This window comes from Aequorivita sublithincola DSM 14238, assembly GCF_000265385.1.
In the GTDB taxonomy this organism is placed as follows: Bacteria; Bacteroidota; Bacteroidia; order Flavobacteriales; family Flavobacteriaceae; genus Aequorivita; species Aequorivita sublithincola.
The window spans coordinates 1,894,944-1,916,545 of sequence record NC_018013.1; the positions used below are offsets into that span (position 1 = coordinate 1,894,944).

Annotated in this window: 22 protein-coding genes; 17 read left to right on the forward strand and 5 right to left on the reverse strand. The window is 36.4% G+C overall.

What is annotated here, in order from left to right:
• The first annotated feature begins 15 nt into the window (after positions 1–15).
• The 6 genes from AEQSU_RS08715 (at position 16) to AEQSU_RS08740 (ending at position 6,810) form a co-directional block, all read left to right on the forward strand.
• Positions 16–591: a hypothetical protein gene (locus tag AEQSU_RS08715; protein ID WP_014782494.1), complete on the forward strand. Its 576-nt coding sequence runs from the start codon at positions 16–18 to the stop codon at positions 589–591.
• Between the two features lie 163 nt (positions 592–754).
• On the forward strand, positions 755–2,920 hold the full coding sequence (locus tag AEQSU_RS08720; RefSeq protein ID WP_245529066.1) for an amidohydrolase family protein: 2,166 nt from the start codon (positions 755–757) through the stop codon (positions 2,918–2,920).
• 12 nt (positions 2,921–2,932) lie between these two features.
• The gene (locus AEQSU_RS08725) at positions 2,933–3,577 is read left to right on the forward strand and encodes a hypothetical protein (protein WP_014782496.1); all 645 of its coding nucleotides are present in this window, start codon (positions 2,933–2,935) and stop codon (positions 3,575–3,577) included.
• A 125-nt stretch (positions 3,578–3,702) separates the two neighbouring features.
• On the forward strand, positions 3,703–5,457 hold the full coding sequence (locus AEQSU_RS08730) for a serine hydrolase (RefSeq protein WP_014782497.1): 1,755 nt from the start codon (positions 3,703–3,705) through the stop codon (positions 5,455–5,457).
• 182 nt (positions 5,458–5,639) lie between these two features.
• Positions 5,640–6,212, forward strand: coding sequence for a hypothetical protein (locus AEQSU_RS08735; protein ID WP_157429266.1), 573 nt, complete (start codon positions 5,640–5,642; stop codon positions 6,210–6,212).
• A 52-nt stretch (positions 6,213–6,264) separates the two neighbouring features.
• Positions 6,265–6,810 carry a GNAT family N-acetyltransferase gene (locus AEQSU_RS08740; protein ID WP_014782499.1) on the forward strand — a complete coding sequence of 182 codons (546 nt, stop codon included), beginning with the start codon at positions 6,265–6,267 and terminating at the stop codon, positions 6,808–6,810.
• Positions 6,811–6,937: 127 nt separating this feature from the next.
• Here AEQSU_RS08740 and AEQSU_RS08745 read toward each other — a convergent pair whose 3' ends face one another.
• The 3 genes from AEQSU_RS08745 to AEQSU_RS08755 form a co-directional block, all read right to left on the reverse strand.
• Entirely contained in the window at positions 6,938–7,444 is a 507-nt protein-coding gene (locus AEQSU_RS08745) for a lipocalin family protein (protein WP_014782500.1), read from the reverse strand.
• A gap of 89 nt (positions 7,445–7,533) precedes the next feature.
• Positions 7,534–8,148, reverse strand: coding sequence for a deoxynucleoside kinase (locus tag AEQSU_RS08750; protein WP_014782501.1), 615 nt, complete (start codon positions 8,146–8,148; stop codon positions 7,534–7,536).
• A gap of 2 nt (positions 8,149–8,150) precedes the next feature.
• On the reverse strand, positions 8,151–8,951 hold the full coding sequence (locus AEQSU_RS08755) for a hypothetical protein (RefSeq protein ID WP_014782502.1): 801 nt from the start codon (positions 8,949–8,951) through the stop codon (positions 8,151–8,153).
• Positions 8,952–9,122: 171 nt separating this feature from the next.
• On the opposite strand from AEQSU_RS08755, the gene AEQSU_RS08760 reads away from it, so the two are divergent.
• The 3 genes from AEQSU_RS08760 (at position 9,123) to AEQSU_RS08770 (ending at position 13,574) form a co-directional block, all read left to right on the forward strand.
• Complete coding sequence (locus AEQSU_RS08760; protein WP_014782503.1) at positions 9,123–9,995, forward strand: GLPGLI family protein; 873 nt, start codon at positions 9,123–9,125, stop codon at positions 9,993–9,995.
• An 89-nt stretch (positions 9,996–10,084) separates the two neighbouring features.
• Positions 10,085–12,820, forward strand: coding sequence for a TonB-dependent receptor (locus AEQSU_RS08765; RefSeq protein WP_014782504.1), 2,736 nt, complete (start codon positions 10,085–10,087; stop codon positions 12,818–12,820).
• Between the two features lie 139 nt (positions 12,821–12,959).
• Positions 12,960–13,574 (forward strand): DUF4230 domain-containing protein, encoded by a 615-nt coding sequence (locus AEQSU_RS08770; protein ID WP_014782505.1) that lies wholly within the window; start codon positions 12,960–12,962, stop codon positions 13,572–13,574.
• Here AEQSU_RS08770 and AEQSU_RS08775 read toward each other — a convergent pair.
• Positions 13,569–13,874, reverse strand: a complete 306-nt coding sequence (locus tag AEQSU_RS08775; protein WP_014782506.1) for a rhodanese-like domain-containing protein — start codon at positions 13,872–13,874, stop codon at positions 13,569–13,571. The genes AEQSU_RS08770 and AEQSU_RS08775 overlap by 6 nt on opposite strands.
• A 69-nt stretch (positions 13,875–13,943) precedes the next feature.
• Positions 13,944–15,716: an aromatic amino acid hydroxylase gene (locus AEQSU_RS08780; RefSeq protein ID WP_014782507.1), complete on the reverse strand. Its 1,773-nt coding sequence runs from the start codon at positions 15,714–15,716 to the stop codon at positions 13,944–13,946.
• A 73-nt stretch (positions 15,717–15,789) separates the two neighbouring features.
• On the opposite strand from AEQSU_RS08780, the gene AEQSU_RS08785 reads away from it, so the two are divergent.
• From AEQSU_RS08785 to AEQSU_RS08820, 8 genes are all read left to right on the forward strand, one after another.
• Positions 15,790–16,359 carry a TetR/AcrR family transcriptional regulator gene (locus tag AEQSU_RS08785; RefSeq protein WP_014782508.1) on the forward strand — a complete coding sequence of 190 codons (570 nt, stop codon included), beginning with the start codon at positions 15,790–15,792 and terminating at the stop codon, positions 16,357–16,359.
• 91 nt (positions 16,360–16,450) lie between these two features.
• On the forward strand, positions 16,451–17,524 hold the full coding sequence (locus AEQSU_RS08790) for a 2Fe-2S iron-sulfur cluster-binding protein (RefSeq protein WP_014782509.1): 1,074 nt from the start codon (positions 16,451–16,453) through the stop codon (positions 17,522–17,524).
• A gap of 68 nt (positions 17,525–17,592) precedes the next feature.
• Positions 17,593–18,549 carry a 1,2-phenylacetyl-CoA epoxidase subunit PaaA gene (gene paaA / locus AEQSU_RS08795; RefSeq protein ID WP_014782510.1) on the forward strand — a complete coding sequence of 319 codons (957 nt, stop codon included), beginning with the start codon at positions 17,593–17,595 and terminating at the stop codon, positions 18,547–18,549.
• 102 nt (positions 18,550–18,651) lie between these two features.
• Positions 18,652–18,936 (forward strand): 1,2-phenylacetyl-CoA epoxidase subunit PaaB, encoded by a 285-nt coding sequence (gene paaB / locus AEQSU_RS08800; RefSeq protein ID WP_014782511.1) that lies wholly within the window; start codon positions 18,652–18,654, stop codon positions 18,934–18,936.
• A 36-nt stretch (positions 18,937–18,972) separates the two neighbouring features.
• Positions 18,973–19,347 (forward strand): four helix bundle protein, encoded by a 375-nt coding sequence (locus tag AEQSU_RS08805; protein WP_014782512.1) that lies wholly within the window; start codon positions 18,973–18,975, stop codon positions 19,345–19,347.
• A 20-nt stretch (positions 19,348–19,367) separates the two neighbouring features.
• Positions 19,368–20,123 (forward strand): 1,2-phenylacetyl-CoA epoxidase subunit PaaC, encoded by a 756-nt coding sequence (paaC, locus tag AEQSU_RS08810; protein WP_042492407.1) that lies wholly within the window; start codon positions 19,368–19,370, stop codon positions 20,121–20,123.
• 91 nt (positions 20,124–20,214) lie between these two features.
• Positions 20,215–20,718, forward strand: a complete 504-nt coding sequence (gene paaD / locus AEQSU_RS08815) for a 1,2-phenylacetyl-CoA epoxidase subunit PaaD (protein ID WP_014782514.1) — start codon at positions 20,215–20,217, stop codon at positions 20,716–20,718.
• Positions 20,719–20,816: 98 nt separating this feature from the next.
• On the forward strand, positions 20,817–21,599 hold the full coding sequence (locus AEQSU_RS08820; protein WP_014782515.1) for an enoyl-CoA hydratase-related protein: 783 nt from the start codon (positions 20,817–20,819) through the stop codon (positions 21,597–21,599).
• The last annotated feature ends 3 nt before the right edge of the window (positions 21,600–21,602 follow it).

Genomic DNA, 21,602 nt, shown 5'->3' on the forward strand with positions numbered 1-21,602 from the left:
ATAAAGTTACCACCAATGAATAAAAAGTATAAAAAAATAATTGCAAAGGAATTCTTAATATTTATTGGAACGGGTGTTGTATTTATTTTCCTTTATATCACTTGGCTACAATTACATCAATTCAATAAATTAAAGGAAAAAGAAATTGAAATTGAAATTTCAGAAATATTTAATATAGAACCATATATTTCGTTAGAAAGATTTGTGGATAACTACGAGGATGATGCAATATTAGAAGCATCAACGTGGGAAAGCCGAATTTCAGATTTTCCAGAGTTAAAGAAATATGAAGAACAATCTTTAAAAGATTACATAGTAACTGTTAATAGCAAAAAATACACTAATCCATTAATCCTAAATTCTAAATTTCCGGAATTTGGGTTTACAGATAAAGGACTTCCGAAAGACGTAAATCAGGTTGAATATTTTAATCAAATACATCAATTGAAGAAAACGAAAGAATCCTTTTTCAATAAAAACATTACTCAAGAAAAAGTTTATTTTTTATTTTTTATTTTAATTTCAATCACATTTATTTCGAGATACTTAATTTATGGTATTAACTGGAGTATTAGGCAATTAAGACAATAAAAGCTTAAATAAATAAAATGAAAATATTTGGATAATTCAAAACTTCAATATGAATAATTAAACCGTAAATACCTCGCTAGCAAAAGTATACCGCCACGCTAACGCAACCATTCCGCTCCTGACTCTTCCAACCATCTTGCCATTCCCCAATTAAAAACTATATTTGATATTCCCGGCAGTTAAAAAGCTCATTCATAAAGCTTTCAACAGTATTTGGGCCTTAAAAATAACCAAAACCTCACTATCTATGTTCTTCGCTAAAGGAATATCAAAACTTCGAAAAAACAATTATTACTATCTTTTAATTGGTGTGCTGCTAGTAACCCAAAGCTGTAAATCGCCAAGTGAGCAAACTTCCTCACAAGCAGATTTACCTGCGGAAGAAACATATACCGTAATTATTTCGGGGGTAAAGGTTGGGCATTTAAACCTTAGCCGTTCTGGCGATACGCTTGTAACCGATTACGATTATAAAGACAACGGGAGAGGCCCTACCATTAAGGAAACCATTGTGCTCAATAGCGAAGGTTTCCCCGTGCAATGGGATATTACTGGCAATACTACTTTTGGCAACGACATTAAGGAAAGTTATAAGTTGGACGGGCAGCAAGCAAGTTGGACGGACGCCACGGGAGAAGGTTCTGCAAAAATGGAGCAGCCTTCCTTTTATGTAAATCAATCCGGCAGCCCGTATTCATTGTTTATGCAGGCTCGCGTGCTGCTAAATTCAAAAGATATGTCGGTGGAGGCTTTGCCAGCCGGGCGGTTACAGCTTGCCGAGTTAGAGACTATTACAGCAACTTCGGATGCTGGGCAAGTGAATTTGAAAAGCTATGCCTTATCTGGATTGGACCTAAATCCTTCTTATTTTGTTTTGGATGAAAAGAAGCAGTTTTTTGCGTTAATCACGCCAAGGGTTATAGTCATTCGTTCTGGTTTTGAGAAAGAAGAAAAGGCAATGCGTCTGCTTGCGGAAAAATATTCGGCACAGCGTTATGAAGATTTGCAGAAGAAATTTGCACATAAATACGATAAGAATATCCGCATTCGCAATGTGAAAATATTCGATCCAAAAACCTTGGCGCTTACTGACTTGTCTTCCGTAGTGGTTAGCGGTGATAAAATACTAAGCATTGAAGCCGCTGATGTGGCTGCTGGCGAAAACGAAATTGAAATAGATGGCGCTGGTGGAACTTTGGTAGCAGGACTTTACGATATGCACGGACATATGGGCGCGAATTCTGCGCTTTTGAATGTTGCCGCTGGAGTTACTTCGGTTCGCGATATGGGGAATAATAATGAGGTTTTGGACAGTCTTATCCAAAAAATAGAATCAGGGGTTCTTGCTGGGCCGCACATTACGCGTATGGGTTTTATTGAAGGGAAAAGTCCGTTTAATAGTAACAATGGAATTCTTGTGGAGAGTGAAGAAGAAGCACTTGAAGCAGTTCAAACTTATGCAGATAAAGGTTTTTATGGTGTTAAATTATACAATAGTATGAATGGGGAATGGGCGCCGGCCATTGTTAAAAAAGCACACGAGTTGAATATGCCTGTTATGGGTCATGTTCCAGCTTTTTCTACTGCGAACGATATGATAAATGCCGGTTATGATGAAATGACACATATTAATCAAACGATGTTGGGATGGGTTTTGGAGCCAGATGAAGATACGCGTACCTTATTGCGATTAACGGCTTTACAACGCTTACCAGAGTTAGACTTAAACAGTGCACCCGTTCAAGAAACTTTAGATTTAATGGTGAAGAATAATGTAGCAATGGATCCAACGTTGGCAATTCACGAGTTGTTATTACTTTCCCGTAATGGAGAAACGCAAGCTGGCGTTTTGGATTATATTGAAAATATGCCGGCCAGCGAACAGCGCGATGCAAAAATGGCGATGGCAAGTATAGCCAACGATACAGAAGATAAGGCGTACCGAGGCGCGTATGATAAAATTGTTGAAGTTCTAAAACTTATGAAGGAACGCGGCATTTTGATAGTGCCAGGAACCGATTTGGGAGGTGCATTTAACTTGCATAGAGAATTGGAACTCTATCAACAATTAGGATACACTCCAGCAGAATTATTGAAATTGGGAAGCTACGATATGGCTCAATATCTTGGGCAGGAAGATAGAGGGGCAATAGAACCGGGAATGCTTGCCGATTTCTTTCTTATTCCTAGCGACCCAACGAAAGAATTGAAAGCTATAAAAAAGATTTCCATGGTGTCTCGTGGTGGCGTGCTTTATTTTCCAAGTGAAATATATCCTGAATTTGGCATAAAACCTTTTGTGGATAAGCCAGTTGTTAAAGAGAATTAAAACATATTTATTATGAAAACCTACATAAAAAATATAAAAACAAAAGTTCTAGTTTTCGTTTTAGTTATTGGTCTTCCCTTACAGATGTGCAGCCCCATAGATGATGACGATTGTAACTGCGGTGTAGTAACCGGAAAGTATTTCGACATTAACGGAATGGAATTAAAAAACTACAAAAAAGTTGGTGAAAATTCTGTTAACTTAATGATACCGAATGAGGCGGTTTCGTATGAAAAATACGCAGGTTTAACGGTTGAATACAGTGTTGATTACATAAGCCAAAGTCGTCCAAAACGACCAAGTTTTTCACTTATTCCGAGTGCCTACGCTTGTTCGTGTATTGGCAATGGCGATTACGGATCTAAATTTGAAAAGCTTTCTAATATTACTGTTATTACGTTAAATGATTTCGACGAAACGCATAAGGCGAACGATACGATAAACGACTTGATTTTGGCCAAAGGTTTTTACAATCAAGAAGATGAATATTTACAAAACTATTTGATAAACGATACTACAAACATTCAACTTCCCGCAATTAAACTTTTGGTGGATAGAAAACCTACTTTAGATGAAAACTATAAAGTAAAAGTAATTGTTGAATTATCTACAGGGGAAATTTATCAGAATGTGAGTGAGTCTATAATCATTAGATAACTGTTTTTTTCGGATAAGCCTTCTTATTTCTAAACTACCAAATTGGGACTAACTGTAACACAGTTCATTTTCTTGCGTCCTATTTGTAATCAAAAAATAATTCACCAATCAAAATCAAACACATCATGAAACCAAATCATTACTCTTTTCGCAGAACCGCTATTTTGGCGGTTATTACTTTTGTGGCAACTTTTGCTGTTACTTACGCACAAACAAAAACAACGCAACTAGACGAGTTGTTAAACAAGTACACTGAATACGGCCAGTTTAACGGTTCTGTGCTCGTGGCAGATAAAGGACAAGTTATTTATAAAAAAGGCTTCGGAATGGCAAATATGGAATGGGATATTCCCAATACGCCAGATACCAAGCACCGTTTGGGAAGCATTACCAAACAATTTACTTCAATGCTCATAATGCAATTGGTAGCCGAAGGAAAGTTGGATTTACAGGCTACAGTTTCAAAATATTTACCAGATTATTCAAAAGTGAATGGCGATAAAATTACGATTCATCAATTGCTTACGCATACTTCGGGAACGCCTAATTACACTTCGTTTCCTAATTTCTTTAAAGATTTAAGTCAAAATCCGCATTCACCAACAGAAATGCTAGCATTGTTTGGAGATTTACCGTTGGAATTTACGCCCGGAGAAAGGTTTGCGTATAGTAATTCGGGTTATATACTCTTGGGTGCTATCATTGAAAAAGTTACAGGGAAAACCTACGAAGAAGTGTTGCAGGAGAAAATATTTGATCCTTTAAAAATGAAAGATTCAGGTTATGACCATCACAATACAATACTCAAAAAACGCGCTACGGGTTATGAAATGAAGGGTAGTACTCCTGAAAATTCACCTTATATAGATATGTCTACACCTTATGCGGCGGGTTCGCTGTATTCCACAGTGGAAGATTTGTACTTGTGGGATCAGGCTTTATACACCGATAAATTACTTTCGAAGAAATATATGGATATGCTATTTGAAAAATACATTCCTGCTTTTGGCGAGTATTACGGGTATGGTTGGATGATTGGCGAAATGCCTATTGGCAATACAAAAGATACCGTGAAGGTAGTTACGCACGGGGGAGGAATCAACGGTTTTAATACACTTATTACGCGTGAAATTGAAGATAAATCCTTGGTTGTTTTATTGAACAACACAGGAGGTGCGCCACTTTACAGCATAAACGTAGCAATTAGTGCAATTTTAAAAGGTAAAACCTATGATATGCCAAAACAATCCTTGGCGGATTTAGTTTTAAATAAAATTTTAGATAAAGATTTAAATGCAGGACTTGAGTTTTATAAAAAGAATAAAGATTCAAAACTGTATTCTCTTGAAGAAGATGACATGAATAGTATTGGTTATACCTTGCTTCAAGCTGGAAAGATAAATGAAGCAGAAGCAATTTTTAAACTGAATGTGGAAGCTTTTCCAAAATCGTCTAATGTGTATGACAGTTATGGGGAAGCCTTAATGGAGCAAGGGAAGAATGAGTTGGCGATTATCAATTATAAAAAATCTGTAGAACTCAATCCAGCAAATGAAAGCGGTATTGCAATGTTGAAAAAGTTGGGCGTAGAAACCGAAGATATGGTAAAAGATGTAAGCGTACCAGATGCTATTTTGGAAAGTTATGTTGGTAAATATGAACTGCAACCCGGATTCATTCTCACAATAACCAAAGAAGGTAGTCAGCTTAATGCCCAAGCTACGGGTCAACCTATGGCACCAATTTTTCCAAAGTCTGAAACCGAGTTTTATTTGAAAGTAGTAACCGCGCAGATTATCTTTAAAAAGAATGCTGCTGGAGCAGTGGAGAGCTTGACTTTGTTTCAAGGAGGACAGGAGATTGTTGGGAAGCGGATTTAGTTGCTTCCTTTAGTATTGTAGTTTTTACAGTAGCTTACAAATTCATTCATTGAATTTGTAAGCTTTTTTTATTCTGAAAATAGATAGTTTCTAATTGAATGTCATTTCGTATTTTTATTGACTACTATTCAAATATTCAACTACTTAAAAAAATTAATCTTGATAAAACTAAATCCAATATTATGAAAAAATCATTACTATTAATAGTCGCGTGTATTTTTGCAATTGCTTGTGGAAATTCTGAAACTTCTAAAGCAGAAAGCACCCAAACCGAAGCGATAACGAATGAAAAAGAAGCAGCCCCTGAAGTAATCGAAAGTGCTTCTTCGCCTTGTGGGTTTGTAACAGAGGAAAAAATAAAGGAAATATTGGGCATACCAGCTGATGATCTTGCCGAAATAAAAGATGTGGTACGAACCTATCCAACCTGTTTTTACAAATGGAAGACAACTGCATTTACCACTAAAAAAACTGTTGCCGGGCAAGAGATAAGTCTTAATTATCCAGCTGAAGCAAGCATCGTATTAGTAGAAAATGCGAATGAAAAAATGTTTGGAATTTCAACAAAGGTTTATAAAGATGGAGTGACCGTAGATGGCATTGGCGATATGGCTACTTGGGGCTCAAGAATGTCGCAGCTTACCTTTTTGGCAAAGGGAACGATGATTCATCTACATGTAAGAATTTCTGATGATGCCGCGGCTAATAAGGTTAAGGCTGTTGCATTAGCTGCTTTAATTATTGAGAAGCTTTAAGAAATACATATAAAGGTCTCCTTTCCTTTTTAGAAAATAAACCATTTAGAAAATGAAAATTCACATAGTAACAGATCGCCTACTTATGCGCGATATGATGGATGAAGATGCACAAGGAATGTTCGCAATGGATAGTGATGCTGAGGTACATAAATTTTTAGGAAACAAGCCAATCGCAACCTTGCAAGAAGCCCAAAAAATTATTGCCTCCATAAAGCAACAATACATTGATAACGGAATAGGACGATGGGCAGTTGTAGAAAAAGAAAGCGGAGATTTTATTGGTTGGAGCGGTTTTCGTTTGATAACAGATGTTGTAAATGAAAGAACCCAATATTACGATTTAGGTTACCGTTTCCTCAAAAAATACTGGGGAAAAGGCTACGCATCCGAAACAGCATTCGCTTCATTAAATCACGGTTTTAAAGAATTAGACTTTAAAGAAATTGTAGGAATTGCCGATGTAGCGCACACAGCGTCGAATACTATTTTGAAAAAAGTGGGGCTTATTAAAAGAAATGAATTTATCTATGATGGGACGCTTCACAATTTCTACTCGCTCAGCAAGGAAGAATGGAGAGAGAATTTGAATAAATAAGATTTTCACTAGGTGTTTTATTAATAGTTTCTTATGTCAAAAACCAAAACTTGCGGGTTTCTTTAAAAAAGACCTAAAAAACCCTGCCAATGCTGGTAAGGCATAATTATAAAAACTAAATAATATATTATTGTTTAGCGAATGTTAGGGTTAAATTATTAGTTGAATTCAACGTAACATCACCCTGAGTTGAAGTCTCATTTTTCACACCGTTTAGAACCAATTTATTAGCAGTTAATTCTACAACTGTTAAAACTTCTATTTCTGTACCATCAGAAACGGATAGTTGGTTGCCAGCTAATGACCAAGTACCATTTGGGAAAAAGATGATATTTTGAATAATGGTTTGGCCACCAAAAGTTGCCAATTCAATATCATAACCTCCATTAGTTATTACTCTATTAGGGTTTTCAGAAAAACTCATGGTGTAAGTAACGTCACTTGTAATCCCGTTATAATTCTTAATTACGGTCTGTCCTGGACCATTAAAAGTTTGGTTTATTTTATAATCTATAGCTGATGCTTTCCATGTGGCATTAATGCTGATTACCGGTTCTGGATTGTCATCTTTTTTGGAACAGGAAATTGTTATGGAAATAAGTGTAACAAATAAAAATAAGTTTAAAATTCTCATCAACTGTGGTTTAAATTAAGATAAAATGATTCGATAGGCAAGATATGTATTTATACGAAATGGAGATTGACTTTCAGTTTTTTAGTGGGCTAAAATAATCCATGAAGCTCAGCATCTATCTTGTTTATCACTTCGCCCAAATGCTCCGGATCATCAACAAAATCGAGATTATCTACATCTAGAATGATGAGGTTTCCTTTATCGTAACCGTGAATCCAAGCTTCGTAACGTTCGTTAAGACGGCTTAGGTAATCGATGCTTATAGAGTTTTCGTACTCACGACCGCGCTTGTGTATTTGGTTTACTAGGTTTGGAATGCTGCTTCGTAAATAAATCAGCAAATCGGGACCTTCTGTAACGCTTTCCATAAGTTCAAAAAGCGAACGGTAGTTTTCAAAATCACGGTTGGTCATAAGGCCCATCGCGTGTAGGTTTGGCGCAAAAATATATGCGTCTTCGTAAATGGTTCTATCCTGAATTACACTTTTCTCCTTTTCGCGAATTTCAAGAATTTGACGAAAACGACTGTTCAAAAAGTAAATCTGAAGGTTGAAAGACCAACGTTCCATTTGGTTGTAAAAATCGTCTAAATATGGATTGTCTTCCACATCTTCATAATGGGCTTGCCATTTGTAATGTTTTGATAACAGACGGGTAAGTGTGGTTTTTCCGGAACCTATGTTTCCTGCAATTGCAACGTGCATAGCTATTCTTTAATTGGGATGGTTAGTTTAAAAGTGTGCAAAATTTCGCCGTCATAAATATACAGGAAATCATTGGTAAGCTGCAAATCTTTAATTTTTATTTCGGACAAAGTCAGTTTTACGGTTTGGTGTGAAAGGCCTTCATTCCGCTTAGCAAAATCTGGAATGTAATAAAGCGAATCATCCTTCAAAGCCACTAAATTCTCGTTTTGCTGAACTATTTTATCATAATCTTCCGAAGCCGATTCATTTAGAATGCTTCCGTAAATGTTGAAAGCGCGCAATTTCTTTTCGGTTAAAGTGAAACAATAATTAAAGTTGCTCGCTTGTGAAATCAATTTCCCCGGAAAGGGTTGTGAAACCACGGTTTGCAACTTAGAACCGTAATTATACATTTCAAGTTGCTGTGCGTCTACATTAAAAAGCCACAAGCTATTGCTTCCCGCATTTGTTGCTGTACTCACATTTAAAAACTGAGGCAGATTATTAAAATTGATGCGTTGAATTTCACTCAGCTTATTGTCCAACAAAACCACGGTATTGGTATCCTGAAAAAACACAACCACTTTTAACGGATTTATAATATCTACGGAAGTAATTCGCCCCAATTGCAAATCGTTAAAACGAAAATTACCGTCGGGACCTTGTTTGATTATAACGCGATCTTTAATGAAATACGTGTTTTTATAATTGTCAAGACCTATAAAACGGTCAGCAACAAGAGACGTCTTACTAACGGGAGTGAGACTTTGCGCAATGCCCAATTGGCAAATAAATAGAAAAAGTAGGAAAAGTTGTTTCATAAAGTTGGCAAGTTACGAAATGTGAACATACTCTTTAACGAAAATTAATGTAACAGATTATAACTTAGTTCGTCTTAATGATAACACGTATTTTTGTTCAAACAAATTAAACTAGTTTTAAACATTTTGGTCAAATTATTTTAATTTTGACTTCAACTATCAAAAAATCTTATGAAAAAATATCTTTTAATTTTTGCACTTCTTTTCACCTTCGGAATAAACGCCCAAAACATTAGCGGACAAGCTTTTTATGAATCCAAAACTACTGTAGATCTTGACGCCATGGACGGCGGGAGAGAAATGACCGAGGAGATGAAAAAAATGATTTCCCAAATGATGAAAAGCGCCTTGGAGAAAACCTACATCCTCACTTTCAATAAAGAAGAATCCATTTATAAAGAACAGGAAAAACTTGACGCCACGCCAATGAATCCGGGTCTTAAAATGATGATGAGCAGCTATTCGCCCGGAGCGCAATATAAAAATTTAAAAACAAATCAAATTGTTGAAGAAAATGAATTCTTCGGAAAACAGTTTTTGGTAACAGATTCCATTAAAACCTTAGATTGGCAAATAACAAAAGAGTCTAAAACCATCGGACAATACATCGCTTTTAAAGCCACGGCAATAAAGAAAGTAGATCCAAGCGATTATAGTATGGCGCGTCCAAAAAAGAAAGATGAAAAAGAAAATGCTGAAGTAAAAAGCGACTCCACCCAATCCCAAGACCCAATGGATAATATTGAAATTCCAGAGGAAGTTGAGGTTACGGCGTGGTTCACTCCGCAAATCCCAGTTAGCAATGGTCCGGGTGAATTTACTGGTCTTCCAGGCCTAATTTTGGAATTGAACGTTTACAGAACTACATTGCTTTGCTCAAAAATTGTAATGAATCCAAAAGAATCTGAAAAAATAGAAGCGCCTACAAAAGGTAAAAAAGTTACTCGCGAAGAATACGTAAAAATCGTAAAAGAAAAAACGGACGAATTGCGAGATAATTTTAAGAATAGTGGCGGCAATGGACGTCGTGGGGGTGGATTTTAATTAGAAGTCAAGCTTTGTGAACACTGTGAAAACCTCTGCGAACTCTGTGGTTAAAAAGTCCTTTCCCCTAAAAATTGATTAAAATTTCAATGAATAAATTAGTCTTTTTATTAATTTGTGTTTTCTCACTTTCCCTTTCCGCTCAAAGCATAAAGGTAAAAGGAACCATAAAAGACAGCATCGGCAATCCGCTGGAATTTGCCAATGTTATAGCCAGCATTAAAGCAACCGGCGCAACGGAGTCTTATGGAATTACCAATTATCAAGGTCGCTATCAACTAGATCTTCCAAAAGGAGAAACATACCTTTTAAGAGCGAGTTTTTTAGGGTATGAAAACAAAGAACAAACCGTAAATGTTTCTTCAGATTCAGAAAATGTTGATTTGGATTTCATCTTAAATCCGCAAGAAAACCAGCTGGACGATGTGGAAATTGTATATGAAATGCCCGTAACCGTAAAAGGCGATACTATAATTTACAACGCAGACAGTTTCACAAACGGTGACGAACGCAAACTGGGCGACGTAATGAAAAAGCTTCCAGGAGTTGAAGTAAACGCTGATGGTGAAATACAAGTGGAAGGCAAAACCGTAACGAAAGTTATGGTTGAAGGAAAAGATTTCTTCGACGGCGACAGCAAGCTCGCCACCAAAAACATTCCCGCAGATGCTGTTGATAAAGTAGAGGTTTTAAGAAATTACAATGATGTGGACCAAATGCGGGGTTTAGGAAATGACCGAGATAACGTTGCAATAAACATCAAATTAAAAGAAGGAAAGAAGAATTTCTGGTTTGGAGAGGTTACCGCTGGAGCAGGAATTGCAGATGAATATGGTGAAGAAAACGGCAGATATTTAGTGCATCCAAAACTATTTTACTACAGTCCAAAATACAGTATAAACATAATTACCGATTTCAACAATATTGGCGAAGTACCTTTTACGTTTCGTGATTATTTCAACTTTACGGGAGGTTTTAAAAATTTCAATAAAGGAGGTGGAACCAATTTTAGAATTAGCGACAGTGACCTCGGTTTTGCGGTTTCACAAAACGATAAGGCAAAAGCTATTGATGCCAAATTTATTGCGGGAAACTTCGGTTATTCCGTAAATAAAAAGCTGGACATTAGTGGTTTCGGAATTTTGAGCGACAATAAATCAAATTTTGTAAAAAACAGTATCCGTCAATATACTTTAACGGGAATCACAGAAAACACAAATGCCGAAAACGCCCAACGAAGTCAACTCGGGATGTTGAAATTAAGCAGCACCTATAAGCCAAATTCCAACTTTCAACTTGATTATGACGCTATCATAAAAACTTCAAAACAGTCTGAGGACGACAATACGCTTTCACAGTTCGCTAATTTCGACAATAATATTGAAGAAGTTAAGGAAAACAAACCCTTCAGTATTAATCAAAATGCCAGTGTTTATTACACTTTAAACGACAAAAATATCTTTGCTGCACAAATTCAACATTTGTATCAAGATGAAGATCCGTTTTACAAAGCCATTACAGATTTACTTCCGTTTCCAGACATTTTACCGTTAGATGTGCCACAAAACAGGTACAATATCAACCAAGAAAAGAAAATTAAAACCAGCAAAATTGACGCTAAAGTAGATTATTATTATGTGTTGAATAATACAAGCAATCTTAATTTTACAATAGGAACAACGTATAGCAATCAAAAATTCAACAGTAATATTTTTCAGCTTTTGGATAATTCTGATCGATTAGATTTCAATTCTTCACAAGAAATAGAAGGCGAAACTTTTCCGTTGGTCAATGATGTATCTTATGCTTTTACAGACGCTTTTTTTGGACTTCATTATAAAGTAAAAAAAGGAAAATTCATTTTCACGCCAGGTGTTACACTTCATAATTACAACCTTAAAAACGAGCAACTCGGAAGTACCGTAACGCAGAATGATTGGATGATTTTACCAGACGTAAACGTTATTGTTGAGTTGAAAAAGAGCGAAAATATTAGGTTTAATTATGCCATCACTTCAGAATATACAGACATCAATAATTACGCTCAAGCTTTTGTTTTCAACAACTACAATAATTTATATCGAGGAAATAGAAATTTAGAGAATTCACTTTCGCAAAGTTATAGTTTGACTTATTTCAGCTTTAATCTTTTCAACTATACCAATATTGGTGGAAATTTGAGCTATACCAGACAGATTGATGCTATAAAATCCAATGCTGAATTGGTGGGAATTAATTTAGTGAGCAGCCCAATAAATTATGACAGCAACTTTCCAGATGAAACATTTTCGGCAATTGGAAGGTTTAGTAAAACCATAAAAAAAGTTCAGTTTAAAATTGACGCGGCAGTTATTTTAACCAAAACGAACAATACAATTAACGAAGAAATTCGCGAAAGCCAAAGTCTTACGCAAAATTACAATGCCAGTATTTTAAGCAATTTCAAAACCTTCCCAAATTTTGAAGTTGGTTATCGTTTCGTTAAAAATGATTACGACAATGGTGGATCAAAACAGGTTTTTTTCACAAACCGTCCGTATGCAAATGTGAACCTTCGTTTTTTGAAGGATTTCAATCTTTTTGCAGAGTGGGATTATTACAATTATGCCAATAATCTTAAAACGGTTAAAAATGATTATTCCTTCTTCAACGCAAATTTATACTATAAACAAGGCGAAAGTCCGTGGGAATTTTCAGTTCAAGCCACTAATATTTTGAATACCGAATCCATAAACAATGACAGTTTTAATGAGCAGTATAGCACCACTTCACAATACTTTGTAATGCCGCGCATTGTAATGTTTGTTGTGAAATATGATTTGTAAATGTCCTTGCGAGCTGAGCGAAGCAATCTCACTAAATTTTCCGTCATTCTAAATTAATGTTTATTTTTGAACTATCCCTTTGCAATTGTGATAGTCTTATATCTTACGTCTTTTAGCGCAGCGGTCTTAAATCTTTTTTATGAGAAATATTTTCCTCGGAATTGTAATTGCCTTTGTAATCGTTTTCGGTTTGCGTTATTGTGAAGACCGCAAAGACACTCGTGAACAATTAGAAGCCAACACAGCTTTAATCCAAAAGGAGTTAAAAAATGTAGGAAAATTGATTGTTACTGAAGGTAGCTACGCACAAGTTTTCAGTTATAATGATAGTAAAGATTTAATGTACGGTCTTTTTGATGCTCGAAAAAAAGCGTTGATTGTGGTAAATGCAAAAGCAAGCATAGCTTATGATTTGAGTCAAGTAACTACAAATATTGACGAAGTCACAAAAACTGTCACCATAACAAACATCCCCGAACCTGAACTTTCTATAAATCCGAATATTGAGTATTATGATGTTACGCAAGATTATTTAAATCAGTTTACGGCGTCAGATTACAACAAAATAAAACAACGTGTTGAAAAATCACTTCGAAAAAAAATAGAGGCATCTCAACTTCGAACAAATGCCCAAAATAGGCTCATTTCTGAGCTTCAGAAAATATTCATTCTCACCAATTCTATGGGTTGGACGCTTAAATATAATGGAAACCCAATTGAAGAAGAAAAAGATTTTAAGAAACTGAAATTATAGTTTTTTACTCAAACTAAACCAGCCGCCACCATTCATCGCTTCCACGCCATTACTTTTTAAAATCCCAGCAGCACTCGCACTGCGCATTCCGCTGGCGCAACAAGTAATGATTGGTTTGTTCCATTTCTTTATATCATTCATTTTTGAAGAAATACTTTGAAGCGGTATATTTTTTGAACCAGGAATGGCTCCGCCGTCATATTCTCCCTTACTGCGAACATCTATAATAATAGCGCCACGGCTTTTAAAATCTTCAATTTTCTTTGCTTTGTTTCCGAATAAAAAATCTAATAATCCCATCTAATAATTTTTATATTGTTATACTGAGCGCAGTCCAAGTGCTTTTCTCAGCATTTTTTTAATTAATAATTAGTTCTGGTCACTAAGCGAAGCCGAAGTGCCAAGTAACGACAACCCACCTTCAATTAAATGCGCTACTTTTGGCCGCTTTTCCGTCAAATGTAAAAGATGTTTTAAAACTTCTTCAGAAAAATTTGAATTCGTTTTTGCAACCAACTCAAAAATTTCCAACGGCAGTAGCCAATCTGCTGAATGGTTTTCTTTTACAGTTTTAAAAATTTGCTGAAGTTTTTTTGAATTTAATTCTTTGGAATTACGGGTGGAACGAACTTCTTTATAAAGTAAGTTCAACGCTATTTCCGTAGCGGAAAGTTTCGTGCGGATGGTTTCACTATTGGGATTGTGATTCGCCAAATCAAACGAATGATAATCTGCCGCACCTGCAAATGCAGACAAAATTTCCTTGCCAACAGCCATATCAAAATCGCCCATTTCTGGGGAAAATAATATTTCGTTTTTATATTGCACGGTACAATCTGTAAATTGAATCAACATTAATTCACCTCGCAAATTTCGAATTCCTGTAACGTTCAATCCTTGTACAATTATTCCACTTTCAAACTCAAAAGAAATTGGTTTTCCATCGTAAAAATTATAGGCTTGCAAATCGCGCGGGCCCATATTTTCAATGGAGAGATTTATACCCTTCAACTTTCCTAGAGGCGAACGAAAACCATTTTTATGACGACTTATTCCGTGACCAATCACTTCTTTTTCACGGTAACTAAGTGCTGTTTCACCTTTGGTTTCAAAATAGACAACTTCGTTATCTTCATTCATAATCATTCGACTAAAATGTCCGCTAATCTGAAGTCCGGTGCTAATTTCAACAGTACCAAGTTGTTTTGATTTTATCAATTTTTTCAACCCACGCCAACCGCCTTTGCGGACAGCCATTGTATTAGCGAATTCTTCTAAAACTTCTTGTAAATAAGCAAAGTCTGGCGTAACATAAAGTTGAGGCTGTGGTTTTGTAATATCGAAATCTTGGTAAGCCGCATCAATAGAATAAGGGATTTTCTTCACTTCATCTTTCATACACCAAACGCTTTCACCAATGGAAGAAAGCAATCCCGCACCATAAATCTTTGGATCTTCAACCGTTCCCACCATTCCGTATTCAACTGTCCACCAATGAAGGTTTCGAATTAAAGAAATTTCAGAAGGTTTTACCTTTTTATGTTGAAGTTCTTCAACCCTGGCTTGGGCAGCGTTTATCAATTCCTGCGAAATACCTTCGGCTTCTTTCAAAATAGATAGTTCGCGAACGGCTTCGTACATATCAATATCGTGGGCGCTAGAAATGGCTTTGGCACCTACTTCGCCAAAACGACGTAAATATTCAGCATAATCTGGGCTTGCAATAATTGGAGCGTGACCTGCTCCCTCGTGAATAATATCGGGTGCTGGCGTGTATTCTATATTTTCAAGTTGGCGAATATCGCTCGCAATCACGAGCACTTTATAGGCTTGAAATTCCATAAAAGCATTCGGCGGAATAAATCCATCAACAGCAACTGCGGCCCAGCCTATTTCCTTCAGAATACGGTTCATTCCATACATTGAAGGGATTTCATCTATGGAAATACCGGTTTTTCTTAGACCTCCCAAATAACTTTCGTGGGCAACTTTCGCTAAATAATCTACATTTTTTCGCATTACATACCGCCAAACCGCTTGGTTTATGGGCGTATATTGCTCATAATCCTGTGGTTTTATATATTGTTTTAAATGCGGTGGTAACCGATCCAAAAGTTCGTTGGTTTCAATCTTGCTTTCCATGCTTCAAAAGTAGACCAGACCTTTAAGGTTTCCAAGACCTGCAAGCTCTATTTTTTGTAAATTGCAAAGGTTTATGGAACAACTCAATAGGAAAGAAGAAATAATAGTAACCGCGGCGCGTCTTTTTTATGAAAAAGGATATAAAGCTATATCTATGCGCGACATTGCTGCAGCAATGGATATAAAGGCTGCGAGTCTTTACAACCATATAAAAAGTAAGCAAGAAATACTTTCGGAAATCATTTTGAAAGTTGCCGAAGAGTTTACCGTTGGTATGGAATGTGTGGTCGCTGAAAATAGTTCAGCAATAAAAAAAATTGAAAAAGTAATCGAACTTCATATAGATATTACTGTGAATCATTCAGAAGCTCTAGCAGCTTTGAACAACGATTGGATGCATTTGGAGGAATTAGATTTAAACGCTTTCGTAATGATGCGGGAAGATTATGAGCAGAATTTTAGAAAGATTATAAAACAAGGAATTGATACCGGAGAACTGAAACCTCACCATCCCGAAGTCATTCTCTTTTCAATACTTTCCACGTTAAGAACTTTATATTTGTGGTATCAAAAACGTGGAAAATTAGATGTGAATATTCTTAAAAAAGATATGATTTCTGTTTTGATAAATGGAATTGTTTGATATTCAGCGAAAAATCTACTAAGACATTCTTAATAATTTGCAATTCTAACTAACAAGCGTTAGTTTTGTTAACCTAATTCGAAAAATATACGTGGCGAAATTTCATAAAATAAAAGTAAAGGACGTTTATAAGGAAACTGACGATTGCTCAGTAATCACCTTCGATGTGCCAGAGAATCTATCGGAAGAATTTCACTTCCGCCAAGGTCAACATTTAACTTTGAAAGCCGATATAAATGGCGAAGATACCCGCCGTTCCTACAGTTTGTGTTCCAGCCCTGTTGATAAACAATGGCAAGTTGCGGTAAAAACAATTCCGGGAGGTGCTTTTTCAACTTTTGTAAACTCTACATTGAAGTCTGGTGATACCCTAGAAATTATGGAACCTAGCGGAATGTTTGGTGTTGAAGTTAATCCAGACAAAGCAAAAAACTATTTATTTTTTGCCGCAGGAAGTGGAATTACCCCGGTACTTTCAATGATTAAAACACACTTGGCGTTAGAGCCGAATTCAACTTGCAAACTGTTTTATGCAAATAGAACGGCCAAATCCATTATCTTTAAAGAAGCTTTGGAACAATTGCGAAACCAATACTTCGGAAGACTAGAAATTTATTATTTTTTGACCAAGGAACGCCGAGACATAGCCCTCCTCAACGGTCGTTTTGACGATGAAAAAATGAAAGTACTAACCAGTAATTTCATAGATATTCCAGATACGAGTGAAGTATTTTTGTGCGGTCCCGAAGAAATGGTACATTATGTGAGCAATTATTTGGTTGAAGCGGGTTTGCCGAAAGATTTAATTCATTTTGAATTATTCGTAACAGGATTAACTGAGGAAGATAAAAAACGCACAGAGCGCTTGGCGCAGCAAAATGTAGAAGGCGTAGAAGTAACTATTGTGGATGGTGGAAAAGAATTCCAATTTACAATGACAAAGGATTTTGACAACATACTCGATGCTGCCTTAAATGCCGGCGCAGATTTACCTTTCGCCTGTAAAGGTGGCGTTTGTAGCACCTGCAAGTGCGAAGTAATAGATGGTAGTGTAGAAATGAAAATTAATTACGCATTAAGCGATAAAGAAGTTGGGCAAAATTTGGTGTTAAGTTGCCAAGCAGTTCCAACTTCAGATAAAGTGAAAGTAGATTTTGATGTATGATGAAATTTCCTGCAAGGTACTCCTCGCTATTTTAGAGGCTCCTTATAGGTATTAAAAAAAATAGAATTATGAGCGAGAAAGAAGTAAAAAACCTAGAAGAAATTTTTGAAGCCCGCATTGCGCGCGATGAAAAAATAGAGCCGAAAGATTGGATGCCAGAAAAATATAGGCAAACACATATTAGGCAAATGAGCCAGCACGCCCATTCTGAAATTATCGGGATGCTTCCCGAAGGAAACTGGATTACCCGCGCTCCTTCTCTAAGAAGAAAAGCTGCATTATTAGCAAAAGTTCAAGATGAAGCTGGACACGGATTATATTTATATTCTGCTTGCGAAACCCTTGGAATTTCAAGAGACGAGCTTTATGAACAGCTTCACAGCGGAAAAGCAAAATACTCGTCAATTTTTAACTACCCTACAGTTACTTGGGCAGATATGGGAGCCATTGGCTGGTTGGTTGACGGTGCTGCGATTATTAATCAAGTTCCTCTTTGCAACACATCTTTTGGCCCTTATGCTAGGGCAATGGTTCGTGTTTGTAAAGAAGAAAGTTTCCACCAGCGTCAGGGATATGAAATTATGCTAACCCTTTGTCGTGGTTCCGAAGAACAAAAAGCAATGGCGCAAGACGCACTAAACCGCTGGTGGTGGCCAAGTTTAATGATGCTCGGCCCAACTGATGCTGAATCTATTCACACAGAACAATCCATGAAATGGAAACTGAAACGAAAAAGTAATGACGAATTGCGCCAACAATTTATAGATCAAACAGTGCCGCAAGCAGATCTTTTGGGAATCACGGTTCCAGATCTAGATCTAAAGTTTAATGAAGAAACGGGTAGTTACGATTTTGGTGAAATAAATTGGGACGAATTCTGGCAAGTAGTAAAAGGTCACGGTCCGTGCAATAAAGAAAGAATGAGTGCCAGAGTAAATGCATGGAATAATGGCGAATGGATTCGTGACGCAGCGATGGAGCATGCTGAAAAGAACGAAAAACGAAAAGTAGCGAAAGCAAGTTAAAAAAATGACTTAAGACGAAAGGACGTAAGACGTAAGACAAATAATTTAGTCTTACGTCCTATGTCTTATAGCGAAGCGGTCTTATCTCTAACACATAAAATTATGAAAAAAAACTGGCCCCTTTGGGAAATATTTGTCCGAAGTAAAAACGGATTAGAGCATCGTCACTTCGGAAGTCTTCACGCCGCAGATGCAGAAATGGCAATGGAAAACGCTCGCGATGTTTACACACGTAGAAACGAAGGCGTAAGCATTTGGGTTGTTGAAAGTATAAATATCACAGCTTCAAACCCTTCAGAAAATGGTGAAATGTTTGAGCCAGCACAAGACAAAGTATATCGCCATCCCACCTTTTATGATTTGCCGGATGAGGTTAAGCATATGTGATATTGAGGTATTTGGCAATAGGAATTAGGAATTAGTATGAAAAGCAATTATCATTTTAAACTCGAAGATTTAAATGTTTATCAAAAAGCAACGGATTTTGGCGAATTGGTCAATACCTTAGTAATGAAATTTCCTAAACACGAATTATATGCGCTTTCTTCACAATTTAGAAGAGCCGCAGATTCCATTGCTTTAAATATTTCAGAAGAATATCCCAGAAGTGATCCGCAATTTATCAAACATATCCATTATGTAATTTATAGCTCAAATGAATGCGTTTCTTGTAGTTCAAAAGCATATAGAAGAGATTATATTTCAGCTGAAGAAAATGAAAACAATCGAATGTACCTTTCGGAATTAACGAAAATGCTTTCTTCCTTCCGAAATAAAATTCAAGAAAGAAATAACTAATGCCAAATCCCTTAATACAAATGAAAAACCAAAATCTCTATAATTATATCCTCACAATTGCCGACAACTCCCTAATCCTTGCACAGCGATTGGGCGAACTCTGCGGCCACGGTCCAAGTTTGGAAACGGACATTGCGCTTACTAATATTTCGTTAGATCTATTAGGGCAAACAAGAAGCTATTATCAATACGCTGCAAAAATTTCAGAAGAAAATAAGTCAGAAGACGATATCGCCTTGCTCAGAATAGAAAGAGAATACAGAAACTGCTTATTAGTTGAACAGCCAAACACGCATTTCGGTTACGTAATTGGCCGTCAGTTTTTATTCGATTTTTACCATTTTATGTTGATGGAAAAGTTACAAAACAGTCCCGATGAAATTCTTTCCGCCATTGCAAAAAAAGGAATTAAAGAAGTGAGTTATCACAAAAGATTTTCAAGCGATTGGGTAAAAAGACTAGGTGATGGTACCGAGGAAAGCAACAAAAAAATGCAAGAAGCAATAAATGATCTTTGGCGATTTACTGACGAACTTTTCTATATGACCGATGCTGAAAAGGAAATGTCAAAAGAAGGAATCGGAATTGAAGTTTCATCTTTCAAAGAAAAATATTACAAGGAAGTTTCTGAAGTTTTAAAGGAATCCGCCCTTACAGTTCCCGAAAATAAATATTTCACTAAAGGTGGAAAAGAAGGCGTTCATAGCGAACATATGGGCTATATTTTGGCAGAATTGCAGTATATGCAACGCACCTATCCGAATATGGAATGGTAAAAAATAACGAACACCGAATTCTAAATATCGAATAATGAAGTGCCAAAACTTCGATATTCTGTATTCATAATTCAATATTCGATATTCAAAAATGACACTCACAGAAAAACCAAACATACAGAAAGATTTAATCCCAGTTCTGAAAACCGTTTCAGATCCGGAGATTCCAGTGCTTTCTGTTTTGGCTCTTGGCGTCATTCGAGAAGCAATTGAAGCAAACGGAATCGTAAAAATAAAATTAACTCCAACATACTCCGGTTGCCCAGCAATGGATGTAATTTCGGACGATTTAAAAAAGGCTTTTTCAGAAATAGGTAAAAAAGTAGAAGTTGAGTTGGTGCTTTCCCCTGCATGGTCCACAGATTGGATTAGCGAAGAAGGACTCCAAAAAATGGAAGAATATGGCATTGCTCGTCCACTTTCAGAATCGCACGACAAAGACGTTTTGCTTGGTGAAAAAAAACTAGTAAAATGCCCGCAATGCGGAAGTACAAATACACATTTGGTAAGCCAATTTGGTTCTACGGCTTGCAAAGCACTTTTTAAATGTGACGATTGCCACGAACCATTTGATTACTTTAAATGTTTAAAATAAAATGAATAATGAACATCGAATTTTGAATACTGAATCATGAAGTTTGGATACTTTAAGATTCAGCGTTCTGTGGTTCGGTGTTCGACATTAAATGATATATGAGTAAAAGCATAACCACCCAAATAGAAAATAAAGTAGCAACCCTAACACTAAATCGTCCAGAAGTTTTTAATAGCTTCAATCGTGAAATGGCATTGTTGCTTCAAAGTGAATTGGACGCTTGCGAAAAAAATACTGACGTTCGCGCAATTGTAATCACAGGAAGCGGAAAAGCTTTTTGTGCGGGACAAGATTTAAAGGAAGTTACTTCGCCAGAATTAAACCCTGGTTTTAAGAAAATTCTTGATGAACATTACAATCCAATAATCACCAGAATTCGAAATATTGAAAAACCTATAATTGGGGCAATTAATGGTGTTGCAGCAGGAGCAGGGGCAAATATTGCCTTAGCTTGCGATGTTGTAATTGCTTCAGAAAGCGCAAGTTTTATTCAAGCATTCAGCAAAATTGGTTTGGTTCCCGACAGTGCAGGGACTTTCTTTTTACCAAGGTTAATTGGTTTTCAGAAAGCTTCGGCTTTGATGATGTTGGGCGATAAAATTTCAGCATTAGATGCTGAAAAATTGGGAATGGTTTACAAAGTGGTTTCTTCAGAAAATTTTATGGAAGAAGTGAATGGCATTGCAAATACATTGGCAAAAATGCCTACGAAAGCATTGGGACTTACAAAACGTTTGTTAAATAATTCATTACATAATAATTTGGAAGAGCAATTAAACATGGAAAGCAAACTTCAAATAGAAGCCGCCCAAAGCGAAGATTATGCAGAAGGCGTTGATGCGTTTGTCAATAAAAGAAGACCAGAGTTTAAAGGAAAGTAATCT

Excerpts from the sequence above, each read along its gene's own strand:
- AEQSU_RS08780 (WP_014782507.1), bottom strand. The coding sequence starts at position 15,716 with ATGGAAAGCAAGATTGAAACCAACGAACTTTTGGATCGGTTACCACCG.
- AEQSU_RS08775 (WP_014782506.1), bottom strand. The coding sequence starts at position 13,874 with ATGGGATTATTAGATTTTTTATTCGGAAACAAAGCAAAGAAAATTGAA.
- paaD (WP_014782514.1), top strand. The coding sequence starts at position 20,215 with ATGACACTCACAGAAAAACCAAACATACAGAAAGATTTAATCCCAGTT.
- AEQSU_RS08770 (WP_014782505.1), top strand. The coding sequence starts at position 12,960 with ATGAGAAATATTTTCCTCGGAATTGTAATTGCCTTTGTAATCGTTTTC.
- AEQSU_RS08760 (WP_014782503.1), top strand. The coding sequence starts at position 9,123 with ATGAAAAAATATCTTTTAATTTTTGCACTTCTTTTCACCTTCGGAATA.
- AEQSU_RS08725 (WP_014782496.1), top strand. The coding sequence starts at position 2,933 with ATGAAAACCTACATAAAAAATATAAAAACAAAAGTTCTAGTTTTCGTT.
- AEQSU_RS08745 (WP_014782500.1), bottom strand. The coding sequence starts at position 7,444 with ATGAGAATTTTAAACTTATTTTTATTTGTTACACTTATTTCCATAACA.
- AEQSU_RS08750 (WP_014782501.1), bottom strand. The coding sequence starts at position 8,148 with ATGCACGTTGCAATTGCAGGAAACATAGGTTCCGGAAAAACCACACTT.
- paaB (WP_014782511.1), top strand. The coding sequence starts at position 18,652 with ATGAAAAAAAACTGGCCCCTTTGGGAAATATTTGTCCGAAGTAAAAAC.
- AEQSU_RS08765 (WP_014782504.1), top strand. The coding sequence starts at position 10,085 with ATGAATAAATTAGTCTTTTTATTAATTTGTGTTTTCTCACTTTCCCTT.
- paaA (WP_014782510.1), top strand. The coding sequence starts at position 17,593 with ATGAGCGAGAAAGAAGTAAAAAACCTAGAAGAAATTTTTGAAGCCCGC.
- AEQSU_RS08820 (WP_014782515.1), top strand. The coding sequence starts at position 20,817 with ATGAGTAAAAGCATAACCACCCAAATAGAAAATAAAGTAGCAACCCTA.
- AEQSU_RS08740 (WP_014782499.1), top strand. The coding sequence starts at position 6,265 with ATGAAAATTCACATAGTAACAGATCGCCTACTTATGCGCGATATGATG.
- AEQSU_RS08730 (WP_014782497.1), top strand. The coding sequence starts at position 3,703 with ATGAAACCAAATCATTACTCTTTTCGCAGAACCGCTATTTTGGCGGTT.
- paaC (WP_042492407.1), top strand. The coding sequence starts at position 19,368 with ATGAAAAACCAAAATCTCTATAATTATATCCTCACAATTGCCGACAAC.
- AEQSU_RS08715 (WP_014782494.1), top strand. The coding sequence starts at position 16 with ATGAATAAAAAGTATAAAAAAATAATTGCAAAGGAATTCTTAATATTT.
- AEQSU_RS08735 (WP_157429266.1), top strand. The coding sequence starts at position 5,640 with ATGAAAAAATCATTACTATTAATAGTCGCGTGTATTTTTGCAATTGCT.
- AEQSU_RS08785 (WP_014782508.1), top strand. The coding sequence starts at position 15,790 with ATGGAACAACTCAATAGGAAAGAAGAAATAATAGTAACCGCGGCGCGT.
- AEQSU_RS08755 (WP_014782502.1), bottom strand. The coding sequence starts at position 8,951 with ATGAAACAACTTTTCCTACTTTTTCTATTTATTTGCCAATTGGGCATT.
- AEQSU_RS08805 (WP_014782512.1), top strand. The coding sequence starts at position 18,973 with ATGAAAAGCAATTATCATTTTAAACTCGAAGATTTAAATGTTTATCAA.